The sequence below is a fragment of the Mesorhizobium sp. WSM3879 genome (assembly GCF_002294915.1).
In the GTDB taxonomy this organism is placed as follows: Bacteria; Pseudomonadota; Alphaproteobacteria; order Rhizobiales; family Rhizobiaceae; genus Mesorhizobium.
In genome coordinates this window covers 1-24,964 of record NZ_NSFZ01000014.1, presented here as the reverse complement: position 1 = coordinate 24,964, position 24,964 = coordinate 1, and the positions used below count along the sequence as shown (strand labels likewise).

General features: G+C 63.6%; 31 protein-coding genes and 1 riboswitch. Of the genes, 24 read left to right on the top strand and 7 right to left on the bottom strand.

Annotated features, from left to right (window positions below; all coding sequences use genetic code 11):
- The first annotated feature begins 181 nt into the window (after positions 1-181).
- The 4 genes from CK218_RS25025 (at position 182) to CK218_RS25010 (ending at position 2,349) form a co-directional block, all read left to right on the top strand.
- Positions 182-640, top strand: coding sequence for a GNAT family N-acetyltransferase (locus CK218_RS25025; RefSeq protein WP_348628737.1), 459 nt, complete (start codon positions 182-184; stop codon positions 638-640).
- 120 nt (positions 641-760) lie between these two features.
- On the top strand, positions 761-1,357 hold the full coding sequence (locus CK218_RS25020; RefSeq protein WP_095829238.1) for a glutathione S-transferase: 597 nt from the start codon (positions 761-763) through the stop codon (positions 1,355-1,357).
- Between the two features lie 116 nt (positions 1,358-1,473).
- Positions 1,474-1,857 (top strand): TfoX/Sxy family protein, encoded by a 384-nt coding sequence (locus CK218_RS25015; protein ID WP_280950834.1) that lies wholly within the window; start codon positions 1,474-1,476, stop codon positions 1,855-1,857.
- Positions 1,858-1,932: 75 nt separating this feature from the next.
- Complete coding sequence (locus CK218_RS25010; protein WP_095829236.1) at positions 1,933-2,349, top strand: GFA family protein; 417 nt, start codon at positions 1,933-1,935, stop codon at positions 2,347-2,349.
- A 93-nt stretch (positions 2,350-2,442) separates the two neighbouring features.
- Here CK218_RS25010 and CK218_RS25005 read toward each other — a convergent pair whose 3' ends face one another.
- On the bottom strand, positions 2,443-3,090 hold the full coding sequence (locus CK218_RS25005; RefSeq protein WP_095823622.1) for an outer membrane protein: 648 nt from the start codon (positions 3,088-3,090) through the stop codon (positions 2,443-2,445).
- Between the two features lie 412 nt (positions 3,091-3,502).
- Here CK218_RS25005 and CK218_RS25000 point away from each other — a divergent pair, with 412 nt between their 5' ends.
- The 8 genes from CK218_RS25000 (at position 3,503) to crcB (CK218_RS24965) (ending at position 9,644) form a co-directional block, all read left to right on the top strand.
- Positions 3,503-4,267, top strand: coding sequence for an SDR family oxidoreductase (locus CK218_RS25000; protein WP_095829235.1), 765 nt, complete (start codon positions 3,503-3,505; stop codon positions 4,265-4,267).
- Positions 4,264-6,348 carry an excinuclease ABC subunit UvrC gene (gene uvrC, locus CK218_RS24995; protein WP_095829234.1) on the top strand — a complete coding sequence of 695 codons (2,085 nt, stop codon included), beginning with the start codon at positions 4,264-4,266 and terminating at the stop codon, positions 6,346-6,348. Before CK218_RS25000 ends, uvrC begins: the two co-directional genes overlap by 4 nt.
- Before the next feature lie 104 nt (positions 6,349-6,452).
- A complete protein-coding gene (gene pgsA, locus CK218_RS24990) occupies positions 6,453-7,049 on the top strand; it encodes a CDP-diacylglycerol--glycerol-3-phosphate 3-phosphatidyltransferase (protein WP_067330383.1) in 597 nt (198 codons plus the stop codon).
- Position 7,050: 1 nt separating this feature from the next.
- Positions 7,051-7,308: a molybdopterin converting factor subunit 1 gene (gene moaD / locus CK218_RS24985; protein ID WP_067330385.1), complete on the top strand. Its 258-nt coding sequence runs from the start codon at positions 7,051-7,053 to the stop codon at positions 7,306-7,308.
- Between the two features lies 1 nt (position 7,309).
- On the top strand, positions 7,310-7,789 hold the full coding sequence (locus tag CK218_RS24980) for a molybdenum cofactor biosynthesis protein MoaE (protein ID WP_095829233.1): 480 nt from the start codon (positions 7,310-7,312) through the stop codon (positions 7,787-7,789).
- Between the two features lie 219 nt (positions 7,790-8,008).
- Positions 8,009-8,425 carry a YbaY family lipoprotein gene (locus tag CK218_RS24975; RefSeq protein WP_095829232.1) on the top strand — a complete coding sequence of 139 codons (417 nt, stop codon included), beginning with the start codon at positions 8,009-8,011 and terminating at the stop codon, positions 8,423-8,425.
- Positions 8,426-8,645: 220 nt separating this feature from the next.
- Positions 8,646-8,719, top strand: a riboswitch (Fluoride riboswitch).
- Between the two features lie 98 nt (positions 8,720-8,817).
- Positions 8,818-9,210: a fluoride efflux transporter CrcB gene (gene crcB / locus CK218_RS24970; RefSeq protein ID WP_066995797.1), complete on the top strand. Its 393-nt coding sequence runs from the start codon at positions 8,818-8,820 to the stop codon at positions 9,208-9,210.
- A 32-nt stretch (positions 9,211-9,242) separates the two neighbouring features.
- Positions 9,243-9,644: a fluoride efflux transporter CrcB gene (gene crcB, locus CK218_RS24965; RefSeq protein WP_245299616.1), complete on the top strand. Its 402-nt coding sequence runs from the start codon at positions 9,243-9,245 to the stop codon at positions 9,642-9,644.
- Positions 9,645-9,790: 146 nt separating this feature from the next.
- Here crcB (CK218_RS24965) and ndk read toward each other — a convergent pair whose 3' ends face one another.
- A complete protein-coding gene (gene ndk / locus CK218_RS24960) occupies positions 9,791-10,213 on the bottom strand; it encodes a nucleoside-diphosphate kinase (RefSeq protein ID WP_095829231.1) in 423 nt (140 codons plus the stop codon).
- 176 nt (positions 10,214-10,389) lie between these two features.
- Here ndk and CK218_RS24955 point away from each other — a divergent pair, with 176 nt between their 5' ends.
- Positions 10,390-10,605, top strand: a complete 216-nt coding sequence (locus CK218_RS24955; protein WP_095829230.1) for a hypothetical protein — start codon at positions 10,390-10,392, stop codon at positions 10,603-10,605.
- A 140-nt stretch (positions 10,606-10,745) separates the two neighbouring features.
- Here CK218_RS24955 and CK218_RS24950 read toward each other — a convergent pair whose 3' ends face one another.
- On the bottom strand, positions 10,746-11,438 hold the full coding sequence (locus CK218_RS24950) for a glutathione S-transferase family protein (RefSeq protein WP_095829229.1): 693 nt from the start codon (positions 11,436-11,438) through the stop codon (positions 10,746-10,748).
- Positions 11,439-11,492: 54 nt separating this feature from the next.
- On the opposite strand from CK218_RS24950, the gene CK218_RS24945 reads away from it, so the two are divergent.
- The 4 genes from CK218_RS24945 (at position 11,493) to CK218_RS24930 (ending at position 14,499) form a co-directional block, all read left to right on the top strand.
- A complete protein-coding gene (locus CK218_RS24945) occupies positions 11,493-12,002 on the top strand; it encodes a DinB family protein (RefSeq protein ID WP_066995808.1) in 510 nt (169 codons plus the stop codon).
- Positions 12,003-12,230: 228 nt separating this feature from the next.
- Positions 12,231-12,809 (top strand): hypothetical protein, encoded by a 579-nt coding sequence (locus CK218_RS24940; protein ID WP_095829228.1) that lies wholly within the window; start codon positions 12,231-12,233, stop codon positions 12,807-12,809.
- A gap of 186 nt (positions 12,810-12,995) precedes the next feature.
- Complete coding sequence (locus tag CK218_RS24935) at positions 12,996-13,781, top strand: GGDEF domain-containing protein (protein ID WP_066995812.1); 786 nt, start codon at positions 12,996-12,998, stop codon at positions 13,779-13,781.
- 154 nt (positions 13,782-13,935) lie between these two features.
- The gene (locus CK218_RS24930; RefSeq protein ID WP_095829227.1) at positions 13,936-14,499 is read left to right on the top strand and encodes a hypothetical protein; all 564 of its coding nucleotides are present in this window, start codon (positions 13,936-13,938) and stop codon (positions 14,497-14,499) included.
- A gap of 302 nt (positions 14,500-14,801) precedes the next feature.
- Here CK218_RS24930 and CK218_RS24925 read toward each other — a convergent pair whose 3' ends face one another.
- Both CK218_RS24925 and CK218_RS30780 read right to left on the bottom strand, forming a co-directional pair.
- Positions 14,802-16,883, bottom strand: coding sequence for an ATP-dependent helicase (locus CK218_RS24925; protein ID WP_095829226.1), 2,082 nt, complete (start codon positions 16,881-16,883; stop codon positions 14,802-14,804).
- A gap of 160 nt (positions 16,884-17,043) precedes the next feature.
- Entirely contained in the window at positions 17,044-17,199 is a 156-nt protein-coding gene (locus CK218_RS30780) for a hypothetical protein (protein ID WP_082980499.1), read from the bottom strand.
- A 125-nt stretch (positions 17,200-17,324) separates the two neighbouring features.
- Here CK218_RS30780 and CK218_RS24915 point away from each other — a divergent pair, with 125 nt between their 5' ends.
- Positions 17,325-17,507, top strand: coding sequence for a hypothetical protein (locus CK218_RS24915; RefSeq protein ID WP_095829225.1), 183 nt, complete (start codon positions 17,325-17,327; stop codon positions 17,505-17,507).
- A gap of 216 nt (positions 17,508-17,723) precedes the next feature.
- Here CK218_RS24915 and CK218_RS24910 read toward each other — a convergent pair whose 3' ends face one another.
- Entirely contained in the window at positions 17,724-18,692 is a 969-nt protein-coding gene (locus CK218_RS24910) for a LysR substrate-binding domain-containing protein (RefSeq protein ID WP_095829224.1), read from the bottom strand.
- Positions 18,693-18,802: 110 nt separating this feature from the next.
- On the opposite strand from CK218_RS24910, the gene CK218_RS24905 reads away from it, so the two are divergent.
- From CK218_RS24905 to CK218_RS24880, 5 genes are all read left to right on the top strand, one after another.
- Positions 18,803-19,630 (top strand): hypothetical protein, encoded by an 828-nt coding sequence (locus CK218_RS24905; protein ID WP_179294595.1) that lies wholly within the window; start codon positions 18,803-18,805, stop codon positions 19,628-19,630.
- A 41-nt stretch (positions 19,631-19,671) separates the two neighbouring features.
- Positions 19,672-20,739 (top strand): EamA family transporter, encoded by a 1,068-nt coding sequence (locus CK218_RS31215; RefSeq protein ID WP_245435192.1) that lies wholly within the window; start codon positions 19,672-19,674, stop codon positions 20,737-20,739.
- 5 nt (positions 20,740-20,744) lie between these two features.
- Entirely contained in the window at positions 20,745-20,987 is a 243-nt protein-coding gene (locus tag CK218_RS24890; RefSeq protein WP_245299618.1) for a hypothetical protein, read from the top strand.
- 351 nt (positions 20,988-21,338) lie between these two features.
- On the top strand, positions 21,339-21,779 hold the full coding sequence (locus CK218_RS24885) for a MucR family transcriptional regulator (protein WP_095829303.1): 441 nt from the start codon (positions 21,339-21,341) through the stop codon (positions 21,777-21,779).
- A gap of 10 nt (positions 21,780-21,789) precedes the next feature.
- The gene (locus tag CK218_RS24880; protein ID WP_095829223.1) at positions 21,790-22,068 is read left to right on the top strand and encodes a hypothetical protein; all 279 of its coding nucleotides are present in this window, start codon (positions 21,790-21,792) and stop codon (positions 22,066-22,068) included.
- Positions 22,069-22,570: 502 nt separating this feature from the next.
- Here the strand turns inward: CK218_RS24880 and CK218_RS24875 are convergent.
- Complete coding sequence (locus CK218_RS24875; RefSeq protein ID WP_095779140.1) at positions 22,571-22,825, bottom strand: hypothetical protein; 255 nt, start codon at positions 22,823-22,825, stop codon at positions 22,571-22,573.
- Between the two features lie 128 nt (positions 22,826-22,953).
- Here CK218_RS24875 and CK218_RS24870 point away from each other — a divergent pair, with 128 nt between their 5' ends.
- Positions 22,954-24,831 (top strand): ABC-F family ATP-binding cassette domain-containing protein, encoded by a 1,878-nt coding sequence (locus CK218_RS24870; protein WP_095829222.1) that lies wholly within the window; start codon positions 22,954-22,956, stop codon positions 24,829-24,831.
- Positions 24,832-24,964 lie beyond the last annotated feature (133 nt).

Below are 24,964 nucleotides of genomic sequence, written 5' to 3'. Positions count from 1 at the left end.
TCGGCGTGACAGCGGGCGAAGTGGATGGCAAAGGCCTGTCCTGAAAGCTCCTGGAAATTTGCCGCCCGGCAAACTTCCGGGAGCTTTTTTTGTTGCGCGACCGGCTCGCATCGTCACGATCCGTTCTGGTCCGGGCGATGTCGGCTGCTGCCGCACGTCGATCAGGTGGAAAGGGCTGATCATGGCTTTGTGGCTTGGAATTCGACGGGCAGGCGAGGGCGATGCCGAAGCGGTAAGCCGGGTCATTGTTGCCGCTCTGCGGAAAAACAACGCCAGGGAGTACGGGCCGCAAATCATCGCCCGCGTTGAGCAGAGCTTCAGCCCCTCTGCCGTGCGGCAACTTTTCAAGAAGCGCCAAGTCTTTGTCGCCGTTTGCGGCGACAAAATTGTCGGTACCGCGGGCCTGGACGGAACAACGGTTCGATCTGTGTTCGTCGATCCTGAATTTCAGGGACGCGGCGTCGGCAGCCGGCTGATGCTGGAGATCGAGGAAGCAGCGCGGGCAAACGGCGCGACGGTGCTGACGGTGCCGTCCTCGGTCACCGCGGAGCGATTTTATTTCAGACTTGGCTTCCGCGCGCTCCGGGACTGCTTCCACGACGACGAACGAACCATCATCATGGAGCGGTCCCTGACGTAGCGGCGGCACGCGCCGCTCGAACAAGGTGGGCCAACTGGCGGTAGGTTTTGGCGGCGCTGGCCGTTGCTCTGGCAATAGCATTCGGTCAACAGTGCGCACGGACAATCAGGAACCCGATCCATGCCGAAGCTGCTCTACGCCTCCACCTCTCCCTATAGTTCGAAGGTCCGCATGGCCGCCGCCTATGCCGGCATCGCCATCGAACTCGTGCCGGTCAAGACGGAGGACAAGCCGGCGGAGCTGATCTCGGCCAATCCGCTGGGCAAGATCCCGGTGCTGGTGCTGGAGGACGGCCGCACGATCCACGACAGCCGGGCGATCACCCAGCATCTCAACCGGCTGTCGAAGAACGTGCTGTTCCCGCGCAACCCCGACAAGCGGCTCGAGGCCGAGGTGCTGGAGGCGCTGGCCGACGGCATCTGCGACTGCGCGCTGTCGATGGTCTATGAGCGGCGCACGCGCCCCGACGCCATGGTCTATCAGCCCTGGCTCGACCGTCAGTGGGCGAAGATCACCGCCGCGCTCGACCTGCTCAACGCCAACCCGCCGAAACTGCCGAAGAAGATCACCGCCGGCCAGCTGGCGCTGCGTGCCACTCTCGGCTATCTCGCGCTGCGTTTCGGCGGCCAGTGGGAAAAGGGCCGCGGCCGGCTGACACGTTGGGCCGCGCGCTTCGACGAAAAGTTTCCGGAACTGAAGGGCTGCGTGCCGGGGTAAACAGCTCATCTCCACCCTTGTGGGGGAGATCGGCAGCCTCGCCGCCGCGCCTCCCCATATTGAATTGTCGCCCGGATTCGTGATTGCATAGGCCGTGCAATTACAAAGTGGTTCGCATGGCGAAGTCGGTCACCAAAACAACCGTCGCCCCCGATCCGATAGTCGAGCGCTTGCGCGCGGCCCTTGGCCGGCGCGCTTTCACGGAACAGAAAATGTTCGGCGGCACCTGCTTCATGATCAACGGCAATATGCTGATCGGCACCTCGAAGCGCGGCTTGCTGGTGCGTGTCGGCAAGGACGGGCACGCGGCCGCAGCCGCACGGCCCCATGCGCGGCCGATGGAAATGGGCGGGCGTTCCATGGAAGGCTATGTCCATGTCGCGCCGGAAGGCACTGCAACCGAGGCAGATCTCGCCGAGTGGATCGATCGTGCGCTGGCTTTCGTCGAGACACTGCCGCCGAAGGTCAAACCCGCCAAGGTCGCAAAGCGGCCAGCCTGAACAGATCGCGCCGCCTATCCTTCACATCGGCCGTGTCGGCGGGGTCGGCCCGGGCACGCAGTCGCGGAGGAAGCGATGGCATCTCTGGCGGGACGTTGCATGTGCGGCGCGGTCACCTGGATCTATTCCGGGGAGCTCACGCGAAATCTTGTCTGTCACTGCGCCGATTGCCAGCGCGCCACGTCCGCTCCCTTCACTGCTTTCCTCGGCATGAGGCCGGAGCAGCTGAACTGGGCCGGCGTCATCAGGCGCTATGAAAGCAGCCCGAACACCTTTCGCGGGTTCTGCCCGTCCTGCGGCACCAGGCTCTACTTCCGCTCCGACAGATGGCCCGACGAGATCCACGTTCACGCCGCGACCATGACCGACCCGGCCGACTACCGTCCGGACGCCGAGGTCTTCACGCGCTCGCGCGCGAATTGGCTCGACCAGCTGCAGTCGATTTCAGCCCATGAGGATTTCCAGCAGGCGCCATCCACCGGGTTGCGTTGAAGGCGCGGCCAAACGTGTCGGTCTGGGGCAACGCCAGCCACAAAAAAAGCCGGGCGCGCGGCCCGGCTTTTTCCGTGTCGTGGCTTGGACGACTTAGAACTTCATACCGACGCCGAAAGTGACGCGGTTGTCCTTCGACTTGACGTTGCCGAAGCCGTCAAAGTCCTTGTCGCCGTAGTCGCTGTAGCGGTACTCGACGCGGCCGAACACGTTGTCGGTGATCTTGATGTCGGTGCCGACACCGGCCGTCCAGCCCAGCATACCCTTGCTGTCGCTGAAGCCGCCGCCTTCCACCTTCTGGTTCTTGGCGGCGAGACCGCCGGTGCCATAGAGCAGGATTTCCGGGGTCACGGCATAGCCGAGACGGGCGCGCAACGAGCCTTCGAGGCCGCCCTTGGCCTCGACGCCAGCGCTGTCGCCCTTGACGCCATTGTAGCCGAGATCGGCTTCAGCGCCGTAGACGAAGTTGTCCTGCTGCCAGTTGTAGCCGCCGAAGACGCCGCCGACGAAGCCCTTGGTCTTAATATCCGGGCCGCCGGAGACATCGGCATGGCCGCTGAAGCCGTAGCCGAGGCTGATACCGGCATAGGGGCCGGCCCAGGAAGCGACGGGGAGTTCGGCGACCGGGGCCGGTGCCGGCGGCTCTTCGGTGACGGCGTCTGCGGCATAAGCGGTACCACCGAGGGCGAAGAGCCCGAGCGCAACCGCCAGCGGCCGCGCAAACTTGAGATTAGCTTGCATTGTTGTTTACTCCTTAAGCCACAAGACACGAGGCTTTTTATGTTCATGAATGCCCCCGGCCCGTCCGGGGGGATAAACGGGCCTGGCGTTCAACGGTTCCAAATGTCGTGCTGAAATACGGCTGAAGCGAACCTGAACTTGGGTCATTCCCTGGCGCGAATGAGGCCAAAAGGTGACGTTGCATCTTCGCAACAGCGAATGTCAGCACGCTAATCATGTTGCGCTGCACACCGCTTGGTTCAAGGGGTTCGGGGACATATATTGCATTATGAAACTTCCGCAATCCGGGTCGGCAGCGTGCGTACGGGCCGCTTCGCCACATTCCTGCCCCAGGTAGAAATGGCATTTAACGCTTGGCCCGTCATATTGTGCCGGCTTCCCGGAATCGTGAAGCCGATAGAGGATTGACGACATGAAAGAAGCCTTTGGCGTGGTGCTGGTGACGGGTGGAGCGAAAAGGATCGGCAAGGCGATCGTCGAAGACCTTGCCGCGCATGGCTTTGCCGTGGCCATCCATGCCAATCGTTCCGGAGCCGAAGCCGAGGCGCTGGCCAGCCGCATCAGGAACCAGGGCGGCCGTGCCGCCGTGCTCGTTGCCGACCTCACCGATATGAAAGCCGTCGGCGATCTCGTCGGCCGCTCCGAGGCTGCCCTTGGCCCGGTCACGCTGCTCGTCAACAACGCCTCCTTGTTCGTCGACGACCGTATCGAGGATTTCGACTGGCAGGCCTGGGACCGCCACTTCGCCATTCATCTGAAGACGCCGGCGCTGCTGGCGCAGAACTTTGCTCGCGCCTTGCCGGAAGGCGCGGAGGGACTGATCGTCAACGTCATCGACCAGCGTGTCTGGCGGCCGACGCCGCGTTATTTCTCTTACGCGCTGTCGAAATCGGCCCTGTGGACACAGACCCAGATCCTGGCGCAGGCGCTGGGGCCGCGCATTCGCGTCAATGCCATCGGCCCCGGCCCGACACTGAAGAACAAGCGCCAGGACGACGAAGATTTCGGCAGGCAGGTCGAAGGACTGATTCTGAAGCGCGGCCCGCAATTGCCGGAATTCGGCGCCACCATCCGCTATCTCTGGGAGGCGCGCTCCGTCACCGGGCAGATGATCGCGCTCGACGGCGGCCAGCATCTTGCATGGCAGACGCCCGATGTGACAGGCATGGTGGAATGAGTCCTGCCCAAAAACACAGCCCCATCGGCGCCGGCGATGATTTGCCGCCCGATCTCGATATCGAGGACGAGGCGTCGGAGGAGATCGTCGAGCCGGAGGCGGTTGTCGCCGGTCCCGACGTTGCTTTCACCGCGATCGACTGGACGCCGCATGCCGGCGACGCCGACGGCATGGTCGGTGCCGAGGTCATCCAGACCTTGGTCAAGCGGCTGCCCAACCAGCCGGGCGTCTACCGAATGATGAATGCCGCCGGCGACGTGCTCTATGTCGGCAAGGCGCGCAGCCTGAAGAAGCGCGTCACCAACTATGCGCAGGGGCGCTTCCACACCGCCCGCATCGGCCGCATGGTGCGCGAGACGGCGACGATGGAATTCGTCGTCACTCGCACCGAGATCGAGGCGCTGCTGCTCGAGGCCAACCTCATCAAGCGGCTGAGGCCCCGCTTCAACGTGCTGATGCGGGACGACAAGTCGTTCCCTTACATCCTGCTTACTGGCGACCATGTCTCGCCCGGCATCTACAAGCATCGCGGCGCGCGCTCGCGCAAGGGCGACTATTTTGGGCCCTTCGCTTCCGCCGGCGCGGTCGGGCGCACCATCAATTCGCTGCAGCGCGCCTTTCTGCTGCGAAGCTGCACGGATTCCTTCTACGAGAACCGCACGCGACCTTGCCTGCTCTACCAGATCAAGCGTTGCGCCGGTCCCTGCACCGGCGAGATATCGCATCGGGGCTATGCCGAGCTGGTTGCCGAGGCGAAGGATTTTCTCTCCGGCCGCAGTCAGAAGGTGAAGACCGAGATCTCGGCCGCCATGCAACAAGCCTCCGAAGAGCTCGATTTCGAGCGGGCCGCTATCTACCGGGATCGCCTCGCGGCGCTATCGCATGTGCAGGCGCATCAGGGCATCAACCCGCAGACGGTGGAGGAGGCGGATGTCTTTGCCATCCACCAGGAAGGCGGCCAGACCTGCATCCAGGTGTTCTTCTTCCGCACCGGCCAGAACTGGGGCAACCGCGCCTATTTTCCCAAGGCCGATCCGGCGCTGGAGCCGGCCGAGGTGCTGGGCTCCTTCCTCGCGCAGTTCTATGACGACAAGCTGCCGGCGCGTACGCTGCTTCTTTCCCAGTCGGTGCAGGAGCAGGAGCTGCTCGCCGAGGCGCTGTCAACCCGCGCCGGGCGCAGGATAGCGATCTCGGTGCCGCAGCGCGGCGAGAAGAAGGATCTCACCGATCACGCGCTGCAGAACGCGCGTGAGGCGCTCGGCCGCAGGCTGGCGGAAACGTCGACGCAGGCGCGGCTATTGCAAGGCTTTGCCGAGACCTTCGGCCTCGCAAGGCCGCCAGTGCGCATCGAGGTCTACGACAACTCGCACATCATGGGCACCAATGCGGTCGGCGCCATGGTCGTCGCCGGGCCGGAAGGTTTTGTGAAGAACCAGTACCGAAAGTTCAACATCCGCTCGACCGAGATCACGCCCGGTGACGATTTCGGCATGATGCGCGAGGTGATGGAGCGCCGCTTCTCGCGGCTGCTCAGGGAGCATGGCGACGTCCAGCCTTCAATCGGAGCGGGCGCGGAGGCCGAGGACGATGCGGCCGAGGATCTTGTCGAGGGAAACGGCAGCTTCCCGGCATGGCCGGACGTCATCCTGATCGACGGCGGCCAGGGCCAGATGACGGCGGTGCGCAAGATCCTGTCCGGTCTCGGCATCGAGGACCGGGTCGTCGCCATCGGCATCGCCAAGGGCCAGGACCGCGACGCCGGGCGCGAGCGCTTCTTCGTCAAGGGCAGGGACTCTTTCACGCTGCCGGTGCGCGACCCGGTGCTCTATTTCGTCCAGCGCCTGCGCGACGAGGTGCATCGCTTCGCCATCGGCTCCCACCGCGCCCGCCGCAAGAAGGAGATGGTCAAGAGCCCGCTCGACGAGATCGCCGGCATCGGCCCCGGCCGCAAGCGGGCGCTGCTCCATCATTTCGGCACCGCCAAGGCGGTCAGCCGCGCCGCGGTCGAGGACCTGATCAAGGTCGACGGCATTTCCGAGCACGTGGCGAAGCTGGTCTACAACCATTTTCATGACAGCTGACCATTCTTGCGCCTATTTTGGGTTGACCAATCGAATCTCGCCTGTTGACCCCCCACATTGGCTTCTGATTTGAGTAGGCAGGCGGAGAGAGATCCCGATCAGATATGGCCCAGCGCGCTTTCAACCTGCCGAACATCCTCACCTACGCCCGCATCATCGCGGTGCCGCTGGTGGTGCTGTGCTTTTTTCTCGAAGGCCATCTGAAGTCCTCCGACTTTGCCCGCTGGTCGGCGCTCGCCATCTTCCTGCTCGCCTCCATCACCGACTATTTCGACGGCTATTTCGCGCGCGCCTGGCAGCAGACCTCCAACATCGGCAAGATGCTGGACCCGATCGCCGACAAGCTCCTGGTCGCCACCTGCCTGCTCTTGCTCGCCGCCGACACCGACCGCCATGCCGGCATTGCCGGTTGGTCGCTATGGGCGGCGATCATCATCCTGTGCCGCGAGATTCTTGTCTCGGGCCTGCGCGAATATTTGGCCGCGCTGAAGGTCTCGGTTCCGGTGACCCAACTCGCCAAATGGAAGACGACCATCCAGATGGTCGCCATCGCCTTCCTGCTCGTCGGCCCGGCCGGTGACAAGATCTTCCCGCTGACCACCCAAATCGGTCTGGTGCTCTTGTGGATCGCGGCACTTGTCACCCTCTACACCGGCTACGACTATTTCCGCGCCGGCCTGAAACACATCATGGACGAGTGAGATGTCGACTAAGCTCATCTATTTCGCCTGGGTGCGCGAGCGGATCGGCAAGCCGGAAGAGCATGTCGAACTGCCCGCCGGAGTCGAGACCGTCGCCGACCTGTTGCGCTGGCTGAAGTCGCGCGGCGAGGAATACGAAAACGCGCTGCAATATCCGGACGTCATTCGCGTCGCCATCAACCAGGAACATGTCGGCCACCGCGAGAAAATCGCGGGCGCGCGCGAGATCGCGCTGTTTCCGCCGATGACCGGGGGCTGAGATGGCGAGCACGGTCGTGCCGGCCATCCGCGTCCAGCGCGAGGATTTCGACGTCGCCGCCGAGATTGCCGCCCTGACCGAGGGCCGTGCCGATATCGGCGCCGTGGTCACCTTCTCCGGCCTCTGCCGTGACGAAAAAGGCGCGCTCGCCGCGCTCGAGCTCGAGCACTATCCCGGCATGGCCGAGGCCGAGATCGGCCGCATCGCCACTGAGGCCATCGGGCGTTGGCCGCTGCAGGGGCTCACCGTCGTACACCGCCATGGAAAAATCACGCCGGGCGAAAACATCGTGCTGGTGGTCGCGGCCTCCGCGCATCGCCAGGCGGCCTTCGAGGCGGCGAATTTCCTGATGGATTACCTGAAGTCGCGTGCGCCCTTCTGGAAGAAGGAGCACCGTGCCGACGGCTCCGAAGGCGGCTGGGTCGAGGCCAAGGAAGCCGACGACGAAGCCGCGGGTCGTTGGAAGACCCCGGACAAGTAAGCCAGGACGGCATTGCCTTGGCGATCGCCCCATCTGGCGCGCTTCGCAGCACCTTCTCCCCTTGGGGAGAAGAGGGTCGCCCCGAACTGCTCTTCGCAATTTCGGTTGGCAATCCGCCTGAGGGACAAGCCGGCGAAATTTCCTCCCCAAGGCCATCGAACGACCGCAATCCTTCCCGACCTTGCAAATCGGTTTGATTTGCTGGGCGGGAGCAATCTTATGCTGGACAGGATCGCGGAATTTTTCATCTTCGGCCTTGTGCCGCTGGTGGTCGGCGTGCTTGCCGTGCCGGAGTTCACCAGTGCCGCCGAAAAGACGATTGCCGGCGAGGTGACCTATCGCGAGCGCATCGCGCTGCCGCCCAATGCCGTGCTTTCGGTCGAGCTCGCCGACATCTCGCTGGCCGACGCGCCGGCGACGCTCCTCGGCCAGCGCAAGATCGTCCTGGCCGGCCAGGTGCCGATCAAATTCGAGATCGGCTTCGATCCCAAGGCGATCCAGCCCGGCAGGACCTACGCGCTGCAAGCCCGCATAACTGTCGATGACCGGGTGATCTTCGTCACCGACACTCGCCACCAGGTCGATCCGCTGGACGGCAAGCCGCAGACCATTGTGCTGAAGAAGGTCACGTCGTAGCCTAGCCTGGTTCGCAGGATTTCCGACACGCCGGAAACGCATAGAGACGAGGGATGGCGGCTGCTTCTGCGTCAGCGGCCGCCCCGGGAGTTCCGGCCTCTCGTCCGCCACCGCGTCCGCCACAATAACGGATTTGGCAAATGTTAAGGGGGCGCGAAAGGAACGCGGCGCAACCATAGTGGCCCCGATTGACCGCGAACCCGCGACCACCTAGTTTCCCTCGTCAAATGGGGATGGGGTTCCCCCGAAACCGCCCGAGCTTTTCGCATTCGGGCTGATGACTCCTGCCAGGCGTGCTTTCGCGCGGCAGGATTTGTTTTTTCCGCTCGCACATGCCTGTCTTGATGGCGCGATTCCCGCGAGGAATCGCTTTGTGGAAAGGCAATGAAGCGATGAGCCTTGCGGCCTGCGCCCTGGTCCTGATCGGCGGCTTCCTCGGCGGTATTTCCCGCTTCTTCCTGTCGGGCCTTGTCGGCCGCAGCGTCGGCGAGACCTTTCCCTGGGGCACGCTGGTGGTCAACGTCTCCGGCGCGCTCGCCATCGGCGCCTTCGCCGGCGCGGCGCGGTCGCTCGGCGGCATCTTTTCCGCCGAACTCGTGCGCGACCTGATCGTGGTCGGTCTGTTCGGCGGCTACACCACGGTTTCGTCCTTCTGCCTACAGACGCTGAACCTCGCGCTCGACGACGAGAGGCGGCTCGCCGCTCTCAACGTCGTCGCCTCGGCGGCGCTCTGCGTGCTTGCCGTCGCCTTTGGCTTTTGGACCGTCGAGCGGATGGCAGGGTAGGGCCTATGCTTGGAAACGATAGACAGACAGCCATGCGGCTTTATCTGGCGGTGGGCTGCGGCGCGGCCATCGGTTCGCTGGCGCGCTTCCTGTGCGGCTACGTCGTCGTCTCCCTGCTGGGCTGGAGCGCGCTGCTTGCAACGGCGTTCGTCAACGTCGTCGGCTCCTGGGTCATCATGTTCTTTTCCACGCTGACCCGGCCGGATGGACGCCTGATGATCGGCCCGGCCGGCCGCCAGTTCGTGACCGGCGGCTTCTGCGGCGGTCTCACCACTTTTTCGTCGATGAGCCTCGACACCTTCATTCTGCTTCTCGAGGGCGACCTCGGCCTTGCGGCGACCTATCTTGTCAGTGTGGTGGTGCTGTCGCTTGCGTCGGCCTGGCTCGGCCATCTCATGGCGGCCAGGTTCAACCGCTTGCCGATCACCAGGTGATCAGGGAGGAGAGCATGGCACTTCTCGCCGGCTCGGAGGCCTCCGGCGCTGCCGCGGGCAATCGCCCGTTCCTAGAGCGTGCCCGGCCGGCTGCTCCAACAAAAAGGCGGCCCGAGAGCCGCCTTCATTGCCGGAACCGTAGCGTGTCAGCCGACGATCTCGGTGTCGGAGAACCAGTACCTGATCTCCTGCGCGGCGGTCTCCGGCGCGTCCGAGCCGTGCACCGAATTTTCGCCGATCGACAGCGCATGCACCTTGCGGATGGTGCCCTCGGCGGCATTGGCCGGGTTGGTGGCGCCCATCACTTCGCGGTTCTTGGCAATGGCGTTGTCGCCCTCCAGCACCTGCACGACGGTCGGGCCCGACGACATGAACTCGACGAGCTCCCCGAAGAAAGGACGCTCCTTGTGGACGGCGTAGAAGCCTTCGGCCTCGCGGCGGCTCATCCATACGCGACGCGACGCGACGACGCTGAGGCCCGCGTCTTCCAGCATCTTGGTGATGGCGCCGGTCAGATTGCGCTTGGTGGCATCCGGCTTGATCATGGAGAAGGTGCGTTCGATCGCCATTGGTTTGTCCTTGTTCTGGGAATGGAAATTGGAGTGGCGGGCTCTATACAAGCCGCTTTGCGGCTTGCCAAGGGGAGGCGGCTTCTGGTCAAGGCCGGCCGTTTGCGGGATAATTAGACGGCTGAGAGCGCGCTTCGCGTGCAGTCCGGAGCGCCGCGGCAGCGGAGCAGGAGGCGATGAACCGGCTCTACCTCAGACGCGACGATATCGCCGGCATTTTCTTGATGGCCGTGGTCCTTGCCGTGATCGTCTTCGTCCTGCTGTTCTTTCCGCAAACCGGACAGCAGAATTTCGGCTTCGGCCCGGAATGGCAATGCGCCCGCATGGGAGGGGGCGATCCGATCTGCGTCAGGCTGGTCGAAAACGATGAAGCCGGAAAATTCCCGCCTTGAGGGGGAGATGGCCGGCAGGCCAGAGCGGGGCGCCGCGCGTGAAACGCCGACTTCTTCTCTCGCAAGTAGGCACCGCAGCTGTTGAGGCGCCCACTCTGTCACCTTCGGCGACATCTTCCCACAAGAGGAAGATTAGCGCCTTAGGCCGCCGCGGCGACCTGCCGGCCGATTCCGCCATGCAGGTCGAGGCAGCGTTCGAACCATTCGGCAACGCCGTCGCCCGTCTCGAGCAGCTGGTAGGGCGAGGCGACGCGCGCCCATTGCAGCGCCCCGAACACGATGTAATCGGCAAACAGCGGCGATGTCCCGCCGATGAAAGGCTGGTAGCTGAGCATCGAGCGCAGCGGCTCGAGCGAGGCACGAAAGCCGACAAGCCCCGTGTCGCGGCCGGCCACCACCTCTTCGAGCCGCTTGCCGAGCCGCTGCTCGCGGCTCTCGCGGAAATAGGCGCGGTTCGCCTCGTCCTGCATGCTGTGCAGATCGGTCAGCAGCACCGTTATGAGGTAAGGATGGATGGTGAGCTGCGACCAGCGTTCGATGAAGCGCGCCGTCGCCTTGCCGCCTTCGCCGCCGAACAACGTCGGCCGCTCGGGGTAGGCTTCGTCGAGATAGAGTGCGATGGCAAACGAATCGGCCACCACGCGCTCGCCGTCGCGGATCACCGGCACCGTCTTCGACACGCCGCCTTCCACCTTGGGGACTTCCAGGAAGCGCGTCGGCACCTTGGTGGCATCGAGCCCTTTGTGGGCCAGCGCCATCTTCGTCTTCCAGCAATGCGGACTGAAGGGGCGTTTTGCGTCGTGGCCGACGAGATCATAGAACAGAATGGTCATTACGGTTCCTGCGGGTTACGAAGAGCCGGGATTCGTTGCGAGCCGGGTGGAAGAATGAAACAGCATTTCATGATGTTTGCGGCCTACAATCAATGGGCCAACACGCGCATCTATGATGCCGCCGCCGATCTCAGCGAAGAGGAACTCGGCCGCGATGTCGGCGCCTTCTTCGGCTCGATGCTGGGCACGCTCAATCACCTGCTCGTCACCGACCGCGTCTGGATGAAGCGCTTTACCGGCGAGGGGGACGCGCCCTCAAACCTTGCGACGATCCTCTATCGCGCCTTCCCGGGCTTGCGCCTGGCACGCGAGGCCGAGGACAGGAGGATCGTCGACTGGATGGACGGCATGACCGATAAGGCGCTCACCGGGCGATTTTCCTATATGACCACTGACATGCGCACCGTTTCGCAGCGGCTGGCGCCGGCGCTCAGCCATCTCTTCAATCACCAGACCCACCATCGCGGCCAGGCGCATATGTGCCTTACCGTCCTCGGCAGGCCCTCGGTGCCGCTTGACCTGATGCAGTTCCAGCGCTCCGAAGAAGGCCGCGCCTACGCCTGAAGCTTGCGGGATTCCGGTTGGCCAATTCCGGAAAACTAAAAAACACTTCAATTTCGTCTATATTTTTAAAGCAGAAGTATCGTTTTTGAAAACTAGGATTCGTCATATGCGCAATAGCTAAAGAAACCGAAAGGGCACTCTCGGCGTATTTCTGTCTCAAAAGCTACGCGCGCTAGAAAAGCGCAACAAATGATGCAAGGCGGAAATACAAACCACATGGAGAGTGTCATGGCCAGTATCGTAAAAAGATTCGCCAGCACATTGGCGAGTGGTGCAATCGTCGTTGCTCTTGCCATGCCGGCGAACGCCCAGAGCGTCGGGCTCGGTGGCCTCGGCGGCGCATCCGTAGGCAGCAATAGCGCCGACGCCAATGCGGGCGGCCCAAATGGGGCTGACGCAAATGCATCCTTCGGCGGCAGCAACACCAGCGCCAGGGCTTCGATCGGCGGCGCAAGCGGCGGCACCGGAACCGCCACCATCGGCGGCAGCAGTTCCACCGCAACGGCATCGATCGGCGGCACCAAGGGGGCTGGAGCCAATGCGACTTTGGGCAACGGCACCAATAGCACGCTCAACGTGACGACGGGCGGCACGAGCGGCGCTGGCGTCGCCCTCGGCGCGGGCGCCACCGTTCCTGGAACCGTCGGCGCGACGCCGCCGGGAACGACGAACCTGTCCTCCGCCGTCGCCCAGATGTCGAGCAGCCAGTTGTCGCGGATGAAGAAGCGCTGCGTCGATGTGCTCAGCAGCGAGGGCACCTATGATCGTGATCTGAGGGCGCTCTGCCTGATGATTTCGCGTCGTTGACGGCGCGCTGACGAGCGCCTCCGGCCAATCGCAAAGCCCGCCGCTGCGTCGGCGGGCCTTCTTCAGCTGGTATCGCGGTGCGGCGCGCTCGACGCCTGGTTAACCACATTCCCATTGAAGCCAATATATTAGGACTTCGTTTGCGCTCGCGCTCCACAATATGCCAGTTGTAGTGGGAGCAATGCCATGCGCATCGATTTGTCCCCCACCAGTTGGGGCAGGGTCGCGCTGGTTACCGTTGCCGGCACGGCATTCTTCATTGCCGCGGCCTTCTTTGTCGATTCCTTCAACTTTCCCTCGCTGTCACCCGAAGCGCTGCTCTGGGCCAAGCTCACCGACCTGTTCCTGCCGCTCATCCTTGGCGGCTCCTTCCTGTTCTTCCTGATGTGGAAGATGCGCCAGCTGGCCATCGCCCAGAAGGAGCTCAGCATCATTGCCGCGACCGACAGCCTGACGGCGGTCTTCAACCGCGGCGCTTTCTCGATGCTGGTCGAGGCCTATCTCGACAAGGCTCGCAGCCATGCGGTGGCCGAAGCCGGCGCGCTGCTGATCGTCGATGCCGACCATTTCAAGTCGATCAACGACCGGCTCGGCCACGATTGCGGCGATCAGGCGCTGAAGCTGATCGCGAGCACGATCCGGAGCCAGCTCCACGGCGCCGACATCGTCGGACGCATCGGCGGCGAGGAATTCGCGGTCTTCCTTCCGGGCGCCGACGCGACGCGCTCCTTCCTGGTCGCCGAGTCGATCAGGCTGCGTATCCGCGAGGCCGAGTTCGCTCCAGGCGGGCAGCCGTGCCCGCTTTCGGTCAGCATTGGCGGCGTCGCCTTCAGCGGGCCCACCACCTATCACCACATGTTTCAAGTCGCGGACAGGCATCTCTACAAGGCGAAGTCGAACGGACGCGACCAGGTGAGCTTCGAAAGCCCGCGCAGCAGGCTATCCGGCGAGGCCGCCGGCACCTTCCACTGAACGAACCCGCGCAGCACGGAACGGAGCGCTATTAAAACTGGGTACTAATGATTTTTTATTGACTGTGGGCGAAACCTAAGTTTGTGGCGCATGAAGTCGCCACGCGTTGACATCAAACGCTTATGACGGGCGGCAAATGTCTGGGGAGCCAAATATGGTGTCTGTCAACGCGAGTGCGGCGACTGCGCTTGCCACGCTCAATCTGATCAAATCCCGCACCGATGTAAGCCAGGCTATACAGCCGGCGGGCACACCGAGCGTTGATCCGAAAACAAGCGCGCGGCTGTCGCCCGCTGTGTCCGACGCGATCCTGAAGATCGGGCAGCTGGTACGGGGCTCGCAACTTTCGGACCTGTCGGCCGAACATGCAGAGCGCCTGCGGTCACTCGGCGCTGAGAGTGCCACACGAGTGCAGAAACCGGTGGTCAGCGATGCAGAGTTCCAGAAGACCGTGATGTCCTACGTAAAGGACGCCTGGACCGGCCTCGACGATTTCAATGAAGCACTCGCCGGCGGCAAGGTGAAGATACAAAGAGCCAGCGACGTCAAGGACCTCGGCTACGAGACGATTCAGTACGACCTGTACACAGATGGCAGCCTGATTGGTGGTGCCGGCTGGGACACGATTAACCGGAGCTTCTATGACGCTCAGGCCGCGGCGGGTGTTCGTCAAGGCGTGGGCTCGATCGATGGCCTCGATTACTACGTGACCTGGTAGGCGAAGAACACACCTCTTCTGCTTTCTGAGGTGATTTTCTTAGATCTCATGACAACGAGAGGAAACTGAGATGATTCGCTTTGTTGGCCCAATGGTTTTGATGTGTTTGGCAATGGTCTCCACCACGGCGGCGCTTGCTGCCGACACGATCACGGTCAACTGGTATAATGGCACAGGAAAAATAATCAATCTGTCGCAAAGTTCATGCACACCCTCCGGAGGCTGTACTTTTCCGACGATCAACACCGGGCCCTCACCAAATTAAAGTTGAATCGAGCGTCGTCCAGCCTTCGGATATGCGCCTATTTCCACATGCCGCGCATGCGCGCGCCGAGATCGACCTTAACGCCCGGCTTTTGGCGCGGGTCGTCCGTGATCGCCGCGCTCGCCCAGGATGACTGTTCGAAAGCCGAAAGCATCGAAGCCGGGATGAAGCGGGTGCGAGAGGCATAGACGTGACGGTCGCCGCGCGCCGGCTGGTTGTGCTGATAAAAGCGCTGCGGCACCACCAGGTGCAGGCTGTCCTTGGCGCGCGTCATCGCCACATAGAGCAGCCGCCGCTCCTCCTCGATATCCTCCTTGGTGCCGACGCCGAGATCGGCCGGGATGCAGCCGTCGACCGTGTTGAGCACGAAGACGTTCTTCCACTCCTGGCCCTTGGCCGAATGGATCGTGGACAGGATCAGGTAATCCTCGTCGCGATGCGGCGGGCCGGCCTGGTCGCTGGTGGCGTCGGGCGGGTCGAGCGTCAGCTCGGTCAGGAAACGCTCGCGCGAGGGATAGCCCGACGCGATCTGCTCGAGCTGCAACAGGTCGGCCCGGCGCGTGATGGCGTCCTCGTGGATACGCTCCAGATGCGGCTCGTACCAGAGCCTGATCCGCTCGAGGTCGGCCGGCCATTTGGCGCCGGCGCGCAGCCCGCTGTAGATGTCGAGGAAGACCGGCCAGTCTGCGGCCGCGCGCTGCGGCGGCCGGAAGCGGGCAAGGCCCAGCGTCTCGTCGAGTGACGTCGTCATCGCCTCGACGATCTGCGAGGCGGCCGAAGGCCCGATGCCGGGCATCAACTGCAGCACCCGGAAGCCGGCGACCCTGTCGCGCGGGTTCTCGGCAAAGCGCAGCATCGCCAGCATGTCTTTCACGTGCGCGGCATCGAGGAATTTCAGCCCGCCGAATTTTACGAAGGGGATGTTGCGCCGCGTGAGCTCCACCTCCAGCGGCCCGCTGTGATGCGAGGCGCGGAAGAGCACGGCTTGCGCCTTGAGCGCCGTGCCGGCCTCGCGCTCGGCAAGGATCGCCTGGCAGACATAATTGGCCTGCTCAGCCTCGTCGCGCACGCTTACCAGTTGCGGCTTGTGCGACGACCGGCGTTCGGTCCAGAGATTCTTGGTGAAACGCTCGCTTGCCTCGCCGATCACTTTGTTGGCGGCGGCCAGGATCGGCTCGGTCGAGCGGTAATTGCGCTCCAGCATGACGATCTCGGCGCCTTGCGCGAACTGTTTTGGGAAATCGAGAATGTTGCGCACTTCCGCGGCCCGGAAGGAATATATCGACTGTGCGTCATCGCCCACCACGGTCAAGCCCGCGCCGTCCGGCTTCAGCGCCAACAGAATAGAGGCCTGCAGCCGGTTGGTGTCCTGGTATTCGTCGACCAGCACGTGGTCGAAGCGGGAGCCAAGGTGAGCGGCGATCTCCGGCTCGGCCGCCATCTGCGCCCAGTAGAGCAAAAGGTCGTCGTAATCGAGCACGTTCTGCGCCTGCTTGGCCTCGACATAAGCCGCGAACAGCTCCTTCAGCTGTTCCGCCCATCCTGAGCACCAGGGAAAGGCCGAGCCCAGCACCTCGCCGAGCGGCGCCTGCGCGTTCACCGCCCGCGAATAGATCTGCAGGCAGGTGGCTTTGGTCGGAAAACGGCTTTCGGTCTTGGAAAAATCGAGCTCGTGCCGGGCAAGGTTCATCAGGTCGGCCGAATCCTCGCGATCGTGGATGGTGAAAGCCGGATCGAGGCCGATCTGCTCGGCATAGTCACGCAAGAGTCTGGCGCCGATACCGTGGAAAGTACCGGCCCAGGAGAGCGCATCGGCGATGATCGCGGCATCGCGGCCCAGCACCTCGCCGGCGATGCGCTCGACACGCTTTGCCATTTCAGCCGCGGCGCGGCGCGAAAAGGTCATCAAAAGGATGCGGCGCGGATCGGCGCCCTTGACGATGAGGTGCGCCACGCGATGCGCCAGCGTGCTGGTCTTGCCGGAGCCGGCGCCGGCGATCACCAGCAGCGGCGCGGCCACCTTGCCGTCGCCATGCACCACCGCCAGCCGCTGCTCGTCGTTCAGCCGGGCAAGATAGGCAGGAGTTTCGAAGGACGAATCACGGGCGGCGATGTTCATCGCCCATCAAGCATCGTTTCCGCTTTGTTCGCAATACAGCTGATCTCCCGACAGGCGCCCAAGTGGGGGGCGATGCCCGGCAGGGCAGAGGGGACGATGCACGCGCCGGCATGTGCTGGATAGGCCGGCCATCTTCCCAACAAGCGGGAGATTGGCCGATCTATCTTTTCGGCTCGACACCCATCGCCGCGGACTGGCGCCGCAGCGACCGCCGACCGTCCGGCGGCGCGAGCTCGCCGGACGCCTCCTCGATGATCCTCATCGTGACGCGATAGGCCGTGTAGCCGAACAGGCCGACGAGCAGCAGACGGATCATGACATCTCCTCGTGAGTTATCGAGGTTCAACCGGAGACAGCCGCGTTGGTTCCCGCCGGACGGCGCAACCAAACCGCCGCCGCCTCGTTTGCTTCGAAGAAAGGGGCGAACAAGAGGAGGTCGTCATGATGAAACTTCCTGTGCTGCTGGCACTCGCGGCAGGGCTCGCGCTCGCCGCCTGCGACAACAGCGTGCAGCCCACCAAGGCGCCGAGCGACGCTGTCGACAAAAACCCGCAGGTCGACAAGAACCCGGTGCCGCAATCGACCACCGGCGGCGACCAGCCCGGCACGCCACCGAAGCAATGAAAGCGGACGGTGTTGTCGGGAGGCGAAGCGGCGCCGCCGCAGAAGAAGGCCGGCGCTGCTTGGGAGGAAGCTGGAAAGCGCCGGCCAAGCGGGAAAATCAGGCCCGCCGCAGGATCAAAGATAGCTGAGTCTCTCCGCCGCGTCATGGGGCGATCGCGCTAGCCGGCTATAGCCTTCAAAGATCGGAGAATCTCAGGGGTGTGTTTGCGTCGCGCGTCACGCCATCGCGGCGCGCGCCAGCGGCACGTTGGCGATCTCCAGGTCCAGCTGGCGCTGCGTCAGCGCCGCTTCGGCCGTGATCCACTGCTTGAACAGCTCCACCTTGCGGGCGCCGAGCGCCTTGATGGGGCTGACGAAATACCAGCCGGCGGTGTTGGGATGGTGGACCGCGAAGGGGGCCACCAGCCGCTCGGCTCGGATGTCGCTTGCCATATAGGCGCGGTTGGCGACCGCAAAGCCCATGCCGGCATTGGCCGCCTCGTAGGACATCATGCAGGAATCGAAATAGATGCTCTTGGTCTCGCCAAGCACGAAACTCGCGCCGGCAAAAGCCAGCCACGACTGCCAGTTCTGGGTGCAGGTGTCGGAGTGGAGCAGGATGAAGTGCCTGAGGTCCTCCGGCGTCACCTTGGACAGCGGCTTGTCGCCCAGCACCTCGCGGAACAGCTTGCGGCTGCACACCGGCGTCAGGTCCTCCTTGAACAGCAGCGCGGAGTTGAGGCCGGGGAAATTGCCATCGCCGTAGCGGATCTCGAGATCGTATTCGGAGGTGGCGAATTCATGCGTGGCATAGGAAGTCGAGACCCGCATCTCGATATCCGGATACTGCCGCTGGAAGGTGGAAAGCCGCGGAAACAGCCAGCGCGCCGCGAAGGTCGGCAAGACGCAGATCTTCAGCACATGCGCCTGGGATTGGCCGGTCGCCTCCATGCTGGCAGCCACGATCCGCTCCAGCGCCTCGCGCACCCGCGCCACGTAGGTCTCGCCTTCCGGCGTCAGCGACACCGCATTGCCGCCGCGCTGGAAGATCTTGAAGCGCAGCTGGTCCTCCAGGCTCTTCACTCGCTGGCTGACGGCGGAGGCGGTGATGAACTGCTCTTCGCCCGCGCGCGTGAAGTTGCGGTGCCTAGCGGCGCTCTCCACGATTTTCAGCGAGTTTAAGTTGACCTGGCTGAGCAGACGCACGGGGTTCGACCTTTAGCTATGCTTAAAGTAGCACCAGCATTCCTAAATTTACAGGGGAGGGTGCTCAATCGACTGTTTACCAAGTGTTGCCCCGACCTTGGAGAAGTAGAATGAACGCCCATACAATCCCCGAACTGCGCTATGCGATGAGCCGTGAAGCCATCATCGGTCATGATACGGCGTGGAAAGTGTCGAGCTTCGGCGTCGCCCAGTATCTTCACGGCTACGACCCGCAACTGCTCGCCGCGATCGAGGAGGCGGCGCTCAAGCTCAAGGCCAGCCACGCCGTGCACAAGCATCTCGACCTCACCTTCATCACCGGCGCCGACCGCTACATTCCCGAGATCAAGGAACTGCTCAACGACAAGCTGCGGCTGGAACGGCTGTCCGACATGATGGGCACCAAGCTCGAACCCTATCCGCTGTCTATCGTCGGCTCGACCGTCACCTTCATGAACCCCAAGGACGGCGCCGTCGACTGGCACTGCGATGGCGTTCCGGTGACGGAACTCATTCCGCTCTCGATCAGCGATCCTCTGATCGGCGGCCATCTTGAAATCTATTGCGACGATTCCGAGACGGGGCGTGCCATCCTCGAATCCGGCAGCGACCTGCCGCGCAACAGGGTCATGCGCATCGACCACAAGATGAATTACGCCACGCTCGGCCAGTTCCTCGGCGTGCTCCATCGCACCGCGCCGATCCAGCTCGGCTCGCGCGTCACCCTGGTGCTCAACCAGCGTTCGGTGGCGAAGCCCTATGTCGACGACAACCGCATGTTCTACCTCGCCGCCGACAACGACCAGGACCGCGGCTGGGTGAACGAACTGGCCGAGGACGTCTGGACGAACCAACTGCCGGCCTATCGCCGTCATGCCGAAGAACATCCCGTGCCGGCTGTCGATCCGGTCTCCGGCGGAGCCAGGGAATCGTGGTAGTGCCTGACGATCCGGCCGGTCGCCAGCCGCCTTCAGCATCGCTGAGCCTTGGCCCGGTCACCGCCGACAGGCGGAAGGACCGTTCCAGCGTTGCTCCATCGGCGGCGCTGGCCTTTGCCTTCGGCGCCGTGGCGCTCTGGGCGACCAACGCTTTGGTCGGCAAGACGCTGCTTGCCAATCACCCGGTATCGGAGGTGCAGTTCCTGCAGTTCTCAGGCGCCGCGCTGGTCTTTGCGCTGATCAGGTTCTTCCCTTCTCCCCATGTGAAGTCCGAAGGACGGGGCGAGACCCGTGGCTCGCCCCGGGGCAGCGGCCTCGCCAAGCGAGGTCGTATCAAGGGGGCCGGACGGATCGCCGACGCAGGAGTTTCTTCCAACATCCCTCACCCGTCTCGGCGCTCCGGGCCGATCCAGCTTCTCCCACGAGGGGAGAAGGGGAGTACCGTGCTCGCCTGCGCCGTCGGCTTCATCGGCCTGGTCGGCACCATGGTGCTGCAATACATCGCCTTCGCCTCGATGCCGGTCATCGAGGCCAATCTCGTTGCCTACACCTGGCCGCTGATGGTCGCCGCCGCGGTCATCGTGCTCGGCCGTCCGAGACGGCCAGTGCTGCTTGGACTGACCGCCGCGCTTGGCTTCGCCGGCGTCGCGCTGGTGATCTCCGGCGGAGACGCGCGTGCCTGGTTCGCGGGCAGCCCCGCCGGGTATTGCGCCGCCTTCGGCTCGGCACTTTGCATGGCCTTCTACTCGCTTGCCGTCGGCCGCCTTGCCGTGCCGCCGGATCGGCTTCTGCTGCCTTCGGCGCTGATCGGCGTGGCGCTGACCTTCGCATGGTGTCTGCATGACGGCGTCGCCGCCCTGGGCGGTTTGGACCTGCTGCTCGGACTCTATCTCGGCGCCGGGCCGATGGGGCTCGGCTATTATTTCTGGTCGCGCGCGCTCGGCCTCGATCAGGATGGGCGGCTCGCGGTCGTGGCGTATCTCACGCCGATCGCTTCCACGCTTCTGCTGGCGCTGTCGGGCGAAAGCCTGTCGATGACGGCCATGGCTGGCGCCGTCCTTGTCATCGGCAGTTGCATTGCTGTCGGCATCGAACGTCCGGAGGGCTGAAGACCATGCCAGGGATCGTACCAGGAAAGATGCCAGGGAGCGGGCTTGACGACGACGAACGCCGGGCCAGACAGGAGGCGCATTGGCTGGTCAAGGAATTCGGCGCCGAGGCGCAGCTCTATGCCGCCATGAAGGCTGAGAAGGCCATCGAGCAGAAGGATTTCGGCCGCTGCGCCCGCTGGAAACGCGTGCTGGAGATTCTGGCCGACGGCCCGACCGATCTCCGGCGCGGCGCTGCCGCGAAATAAGCGACTTGCCCTAACGAATCGGGCATGATCGATGATCGGAGAGCTAGCGCTGCTCGCAATTATTGGCTTTCCGTCCAGAATTCCAATTTTTGCAGGAATTACTCGTAGAAATTGAAGTGCTGTTGCGTCATTTACTCGCCCGTGCAGAGCTTCGGTGCTGTAAAGTGTTTGTTGTAGGTATTAGAATTCCTAACTTGCGCGGTCGCGGCCCGCGGTGAAAACATACCTTCGGTATTGAGCCTCGTACGTTTACTGACTCTGGACGTCCGTTGGGGGACAGGTCCAATAAGATACCTAGACTAAAGTCTTAAAAACAGCTGGTCATTTGAGAGCCAGCAGAAGGTGAAAAAATTGTCCAATATCGACGACAAGACTGCAATCGAGCTGACCGCCGACATTGTTTCGGCCTATGTGGGCAACAACCCGCTTCCGGCATCCGGCTTGCCTGATCTGATCGCCAGCGTCAGCGCTTCGGTGCGCAAGCTCGCCGGGGGCGCCCCGGTGAAGGAAAGCGCGCCGCAGACGCCGGCCGTCAATCCGAAGCGTTCGGTATTCCCCGACTACATCGTCTGCCTCGAGGACGGCAAGAAGTTCAAGTCGCTGAAGCGGCACCTGTCGACCGACCATGGGCTGACGCCGGACGAATATCGCGCGAAATGGGGCCTGCCGGCGGACTATCCCATGGTGGCGCCCAGTTATTCGGCCACTCGCTCGGCGCTCGCCAAGTCTTCCGGCCTGGGCCGCAAGCCGGCCGCGGAGTCCGGCAGGGGCAAGCGCAAAGCCAAGGCCTGAGCCGAAGGTCATGCTGCCCGCAACGGACGGCGCCACGCCGTCGGCCGACCGCTTTGCCGCGCTCGACGCGTTGCGTCGCAGGGTGGCCATCCAGTGCGCCGATGCCGGCGAGGGGGTCAAGGCGCGGCGCGTCCTGTTTTCATTGGACCTGCCGGCCATCGATCTGCGTACCGCGCTCGACGCGCTCGACAATTTCGAGCGCGCCATCGTCGAGCATGATGACCGGCCGGTCGTCGCTGCGCGACGGCTGAGATGCCTCGCGGTCCTGGACGGCATCATCGGCGGCTGAAAAGGCGCATGATCAAGGCGGTTCCGGGATAACCGCGCAGCGGTTTTCCGGAATCGCGGGAGGAGCGGTATTCAGCGTCAGCACCTGTCAAAGCCGGACCCGCTCGGGCCGCCTTCAATTGCGCGGCAGCTTGCCCGCCCCGGTGCCTCGATCCTGTTCGGCTGCGAGGCTGTCCGCCTCGACGGCGGTCATTTCCAGAAAATAGACAAGCATTGATAGCGCGTGCTTGAAAGCATCTTCGCCAGCCTGCGCGTGATCTCCGCCACATATCTCAGCATGCGCAGATCGTTTGCCGCCCCGTCCATCGTGAGCTCCTAAACAAGCCAAGTTATTGTTGTTGCTCTTCTTGATCGTTCTTGGCGCTTACGCGCCACTCACAGCGCAATTCCAAATTCGCAGGGTCACGACAAAACTGAAGTCAATTTTCGGAAAGCATCAGGCCTGAGCCAAAAGCTTTCGACGCGCGGCAGCCCAGAGCGGCGCTGCGCCGCCGGCCTATCGGTCATTGCGTAGGCGACGTCTGGGATTGTTTTCCAGGATAAATTTGGATCAGCAGGTGTTTCGTCGCGTCCGCCTCTGGCCTGCCGGTCATCTCCCCCACTTGGGCGGAGATTGGCAGCGTCGGCGCCGCGCTTGCCGGGTCGGTTAAGGGGAGCACTGCAGCCGTCTCGCCCTCAAACAGCACCACCTGCGTCGCCAGCGCGGCGGTCGTGGCGACCTGGAAGAAGATGAACGCGAGGGCGAAATAGCGGATCACGGGGCTCAGAACGCTTCGGCCGGCAACTGGTTCCCTGATTGGGCTCGGGACCGGCGCCCGGAACACGGCGAGCCGTCCTCCAGGCCTGGCTCTTGCGAAGCGCCGACGTCCGGTGCAAAAGCCCGCCCATGCTTATCATCAACGATCTCTCGCTGCGCATGGCGGGGCGCCTGCTTCTCGATCATGCCTCGCTGACCCTGCCGGCCGGCACCAAGGCCGGTCTCGTCGGCCGCAATGGCACCGGCAAGACGACACTGTTCAAGGCAGTCACCGGCGATTTCCCCTCCGAGACCGGCTCGATCAGCCTGCCGAAAAACACCCGCATCGGCCAGGTCGCACAGGAAGCGCCGGGCACCGAGGAGCCGCTGATCGACATCGTGCTGAAAGCCGATGTCGAGCGGCAGGCCTTGCTGGAAGAGGAGAAGACCGCGACCGATCCGCACCGCATCGCGGAAATCCACACACGGCTCGCCGACATCGATGCGCATTCGGCCGAATCCCGCGCCGCCACCATCCTTGCCGGCCTCGGCTTCGACGATGCGGCGCAGAAGCGCCCGGCTTCGTCCTTCTCCGGCGGCTGGCGCATGCGCGTGGCCTTGGCCGCCGTGCTGTTCTCCGAACCCGATCTTCTGTTGCTCGACGAGCCGACCAACTATCTCGACCTCGAAGGCACGCTCTGGCTCGAGAACTATGTCGCAAAGTATCCGCACACGGTTTTGCTCATCTCGCACGATCGCGACCTGCTCAACCGCGCGGTCAATTCGATCGTCCATCTCGACCAGAAGAAGCTGACCTTCTGGCGCGGCGGCTACGACCAGTTCGAGCGCCAGCTCACCGAGCAGCGCGAGCTGCAGGAAAAGAGCCGCGTCAAGCAGGAAGCGCAGCGCAAGCATATGGAATCCTTCGTCGAGCGTTTTCGCGCCAAGGCCTCGAAGGCCAGGCAGGCGCAATCGCGGCTGAAGGCGCTGGAGAAGATGAAGCCGATCGCCGCGGTGGTGAACGACACGGTGCGGCCGTTCTCCTTCCCCGAGCCGGTGAAGACGGTGGCCTCGCCGATCGTGGCGCTCAACGGCGTCAATGTCGGCTACACCGAGGGCAATCCGGTGCTGAAGAAGATGACGCTGCGCATCGATGCCGACGATCGCATCGCGCTGCTCGGAGCCAACGGCAACGGCAAATCGACGTTCGCCAAGATGCTAGCCGGCCGCCTCAAAGCCGAGACCGGCACGATGACGGTGGCGCCGGCCCTGAAGGTGGCGATCTTCGCGCAGCACCAGCTCGACGATCTGCGTCCCGAGGAAAGCGCCTATGAGCATGTGCGCCGGCTGATGCCGGATGCGCCGGAAGCCAAGGTGCGCGCCCGCGTCGCGCAGTTCGGGCTGTCGACCGAGAAGATGAACACCGCGGCGAAAGATCTGTCCGGTGGCGAGAAAGCGAGGCTCTTGATGGGGCTCTCGGCCTTCGATGGGCCGAACCTGTTCATCCTCGACGAGCCCACCAACCACCTCGACATCGACAGCCGCGAGTCACTGATCCATGCGCTCAACGATTTCCCTGGCGCGGTGATCCTCATCTCGCACGACCGGCATCTTCTGGAGGCGACGGCGGACCGGCTGTGGCTGGTCAAGGACGGCGCGGTCAATCCTTATGACGGCGACCTGGAGGATTATAAAACGCTGGTCACCGGCGTTTCCTCAAATCGTCGCGAGCAGAAGGAGGCGGACAAGGCATCCAAGGCCGACCGTCGCCGCGAGGCCGCCGCCCGGCGCTCGGCGCTCGAGCCTCTAGCCAAGGAGATCCGCGCCACCGAGGCGCTGATGGACCGCATCCGCAAGCGCATCGACCTGATCGAGGACGAGCTCGCCAACCCGGCGATTTACGAGAAGGACCCCTCGACCGCGACGCGGCTGGCCAAGGAGCGCTCGCAGCTTGCCCACACACTTGCCCTCAACGAGGACAAGTGGCTGACGATGTCGGCGGAATATGAGGAGGGGATCGCGGAGTAGGGCGGCTTCCCCTTCCCCCCTGTGGGAGAAGGTGGATCGGCGCGCAGCGCCGAGACGGATGAGCGACTATCTGAGGTGTCAAGTTGCATTTGCGAACTCGCTTCGCGCGTCGCGTGCTTTTGCATTGAGAATG